The 3,772-nt window shown below is 66.3% G+C and carries 5 protein-coding genes; 2 read left to right on the forward strand and 3 right to left on the reverse strand.

Going from position 1 to position 3,772, the window contains the following annotated elements:
* Window positions 1-408: 408 nt before the first annotated feature.
* The 3 genes from AB0I15_RS66555 to AB0I15_RS66565 form a co-directional block, all read right to left on the reverse strand.
* Entirely contained in the window at window positions 409-627 is a 219-nt protein-coding gene (locus AB0I15_RS66555; protein WP_358121061.1) for a hypothetical protein, read from the reverse strand.
* On the reverse strand, window positions 624-1,157 hold the full coding sequence (locus AB0I15_RS66560) for a hypothetical protein (protein ID WP_358121064.1): 534 nt from the start codon (window positions 1,155-1,157) through the stop codon (window positions 624-626). The genes AB0I15_RS66555 and AB0I15_RS66560 overlap by 4 nt, the downstream gene beginning before the upstream one ends.
* Window positions 1,158-1,299: 142 nt before the next feature.
* Entirely contained in the window at window positions 1,300-1,662 is a 363-nt protein-coding gene (locus tag AB0I15_RS66565; RefSeq protein WP_358121067.1) for an ester cyclase, read from the reverse strand.
* Between the two features lie 179 nt (window positions 1,663-1,841).
* Here AB0I15_RS66565 and AB0I15_RS66570 point away from each other — a divergent pair, with 179 nt between their 5' ends.
* Both AB0I15_RS66570 and AB0I15_RS66575 read left to right on the forward strand, forming a co-directional pair.
* Window positions 1,842-2,489: a TetR/AcrR family transcriptional regulator gene (locus tag AB0I15_RS66570; RefSeq protein WP_358121070.1), complete on the forward strand. Its 648-nt coding sequence runs from the start codon at window positions 1,842-1,844 to the stop codon at window positions 2,487-2,489.
* A gap of 411 nt (window positions 2,490-2,900) precedes the next feature.
* The gene (locus AB0I15_RS66575) at window positions 2,901-3,440 is read left to right on the forward strand and encodes a hypothetical protein (RefSeq protein ID WP_358121073.1); all 540 of its coding nucleotides are present in this window, start codon (window positions 2,901-2,903) and stop codon (window positions 3,438-3,440) included.
* The last annotated feature ends 332 nt before the right edge of the window (window positions 3,441-3,772 follow it).

The following is a 3,772-nucleotide window of genomic DNA, read 5'->3' on the forward strand; positions in this document are numbered from 1 at the left end:
GCTCCAGCAGGTCTACGCCGACCGGCTCAAGACCTGGGCCGACTGGCAGGACCTTTCAGCAGAAGCCCACGGCAACCTCGATCAAGAAGCTCGGTAGTCCTCCGCCAGGGCCGCCCGCTTCGACATCACCAGGGTTTCCCCTGTCCACATGGACGTCGAGGCCAGAGGGTGTGTCTCAAATGATCAAAGCCGGAGGATCAGGCCGGCAACGGGACGACCGCGGTGTAGGACGTGGCGGTGAAGGCTTCCCTCAGGCGCTCCAGCCGGCGGGTACCGGAATCGGCCGTTCTTGGCGGTGGCGCAGCGTTGCCGAAGCGGGCAGTCGGCGCAGCGGCGGTTGAACTGGGCCACCCGGTTGCCGTCGGCCCAGACGCCAGCCCCGGTAGCCAGCCCACGACGCGCTGATCGTCACAGCTCCGGGTCGTCGTCGGCGGCGGTGGGGACGCGCAGGCTGTTCCAGAAAATGATCGCGTTCAAACCGAGGCCGAGCGCGCCGAGTTGGTCCTCCATACCGCGTTCATAACCCCTGCGCAGGCTGCGATTGAGGGAGTTGCCCGCGTTCAAGCGGCCGTCGATGAGACTCGACGGGCCGCTGACCGCCTTGGGAACCGTGGTCAGGTCACTCATGCCCCGGCACTCCCCCTTCGACGTGACCGGTGACGCGGCCGAGCCCAGACCACGCGGGTGGCCCAGCCTCCGAAGACCACGCCGAAGATCACTGAGAAACTGACGATGATCCACCAGTACAGGTCAGCAAGCTCGGTGTAGCGATGCCCCCGCGCCAGAAGCAACAGCACGGAGGCCGTGAGGAGCGCGACCCCCACGGAGCAGCTCAGACCCAGCAGGACGGCGAGCAGGGCGTGCGACCAGCCAGGCTTGGACGGCTCCGGCTCCAGGAACCGCATCCGTTCCGCGATGGTCTCCGGACTGTCGCCGACGCGTCCCAGGATGGTGTGTGCGGTGGTGCCCAACGCGCTCTCGCTCAGGAGCACCCACTGCTGCTCGTGAGCGAAAAGGATCGCCCGACCCCCGTCGGGGTGCCTGAGCCGCGCGTGGCGCTGGCCGTCCGGAAATGCCTTCACCCGGTAGGCCACCTGAGGCCAGCGCACGTCCAGGGCGTCGAGGATCGCGTCGAGCTGAGCGTCCTTCAGGTCCATGAAACGGCGCCTCCCTTCTTCTTGTCCTTCGGACGAAGTGCGCTTGTCGGATGCTTCACCGCCAGAACAATCGGCCGGTGTCAACCTCGCCGCCTGGCCAGTCTGATGTGTCTGCCCGAGGATCTTGTGGGACTGTGGGGCCTCAGTGACGTGGGTTCGGGCCCTCGGTGACGCCCCAGGTCTCCGCGAGCCGCCCGTTGTCAATGCGGAAGATCTCGATGAGCACGGGGCGTACGTCGCTGCCCAGGGCCCCCATCCCCTCAACGAATGAGCGGATGACCACCTTGTCACCGTCGATCAAGATGTCGTCGGCGACAACACGCATGGCCGGGAACTGGGCAACGACCCGGACCCAGGCCTCCTTGCCCGCTTCGAACCCGGTGGCGCCAAGCGGGTGGTTGAGGAAGTCGGGGGTGAACAGATCGGCGGCCTGGTCGAACTGCCGGGTGTTGAAGCATTCCTGTATCCGCAGCACCAGGGCGCTGGCTTCCTCGCGTGTGGTCATTGAAGGACCTCCTCGGTATTAGGTGGGCCTGCTTCATGGTGAAACAACGCAACCGCGTAACCGGGGCTTCGCCCCGCTTATGTCGGGCAGCATACGGGGCGACGCCCCGGTTAAGCTAGGGGGGTGAGAAGTCCAGTCGAACTCCTGAACGCACTCCAGCCGAGCCACCGACGGCTCCCGTGAACGACCGGGAGCTACGGGCCGACGCGCGCCGCAATCGTGAGCAGGTACTCAGGACCGCGCAGCAGTCGTTCGCCTCACAAGGCCTCGGCATCTCGCTCGACGAGATCGCCCGCCGCGCGGGTGTCGGTCCGGGCACCGTCCACCGGCACTTCCCCACCAAGGAAGCGCTTTACCTCGCCGTCGCGATCGACCAGATCAGGCAGTTGGTCGCCGAGGGAGAGGCGCTCACCGGTACCGACGATCCAGCCGCCCTGTTCACGCTGCTGTCCCGGATGATGACCTCGGGCGCGGAGAACGCAGCGGTGAAGAGCGCGCTCACGGCCGCCGAGTTCGACCTGCGCAACGCCGCTCCGGACGCCGCTGCCGACCTCACACACCAGGTCGCACACCTGCTCGATCGCGCTCATCGCGCCGGCGTCGTACGCCACGACGTGACAGTCGACGAGGTGATGGCAATCGTCGCCGGCACCTTCGCCGCGATCCGACACGCCGACGCGGACACCAGCCGCGAACGCTCCGCACACATCGCCCAGATCATCCTCGACGGACTACGGCCCCAATCCCGACAGCAAGTGCCCCAGACAGCCCCGCCCGCCACCAAGTCAAGGATCTCCGCTCCCACGACGTCCCCGGAACCAGAGTGATCGGCAACAACTGAGGACCTGTGATCAGCTATCTGCCGGCTGGGGACACGTTCGGGAGCGGAGGGCCTTCAGGTCCGCGAGGTAGAAGACGATCTGTCTGCGGCATGCACCAGCCCGTACCGGATGATCAAAGAACTGAAGCTCTGGTCGGTCCGGGCGATCACCGGCCGCGAGTTCATCGCGGCCGACTCCACTTCGCGCGGTAAGACGTCCCCGCCCATGACCCCTCAACGTCCCGAGCCGACTGGTCCCTGGAGGGGGCAGGGCCACGCCCGTCGTGGACTCGGATGCGGGATAACATCCGGCCTGACAGCATGACGCAGTGCTCATGGACGGCGACCGATGGGGACTTCGGCGATGGTGGCGGACTCGTACCTGGTGTTGACCCCTCCGGTGCAGGGGCCTGACCTTGTGAACGACATTGATGATCTATTGGTGGATCTCGAGGAGCAGGAGGGAATCGACCTCACCTACGACGCGCTGGTGCCGCGCACCGCGCATGTGACCGAGCATCGGTACCGCGATCCGGATGGGACCGTGTTGCTGTCCGTGGCGAACGACAGCAAAACGCCGGTGGACTACCTCGTGCTCACTGCTGCGGGCGAGACACTGGACCGGATGGCCGCCTTTCTGAAGATGCGGCTGCCCGTGGCGAGCTTCGAAGATCTTCGTTCTCGTGCACGAGACCGAACGGAATCGGATCACGGCGCACTGGTACGGATGGCCATCGCGGCCGAGGAACCGGACCAGGAGCCGATCGCCCTCATCCGGCAGGCCTGTTCCCGGCCCCGCCAGCGCAAGGACCCGCCGCGCGTCTACGGCGAGTGCGGTCAGCTGCGCCGCCATGCCGGCAACGGCTTGTGCTCATCCTGCTGGCAAAGGCACCCGACCGGCCCTTCGTTCAGGGCGGCAACCTCATCAGCCGGCTCGCTGAACCGCCCGCCTGGCTGAGCGATCTGATCGGTCACCTCGCCGTCGGGTACTCACCCGGACGTGCCTGCACCATGATCACGCAGTTGGGGCGGCTGTTGATCGACGAGCACCCAAATCACCCGCAGGCGCTGCTGGAACGCGCTCGATGGACCGGCCGGTCGATGGGGCCACTGGCCGCTGCTTGGAGGACTTCTTCACCGAGCGCGGACTGGCCCTGCCCACCGATCATGCCGAGCAGTTGGCGGCTGGACGGCGCCTTCCGCGTCAGAGTCAATGAACCAGTTCCGGTCCGAAACACCTATCAGCCGCGGGTAGTTTGATCACTCCGTGGAAGAGGTTGGAGCAGGTGG

The sequence above is a fragment of the Nonomuraea sp. NPDC050643 genome (genome assembly GCF_040654715.1).
Classification (GTDB): Bacteria; Actinomycetota; Actinomycetes; order Streptosporangiales; family Streptosporangiaceae; genus Nonomuraea.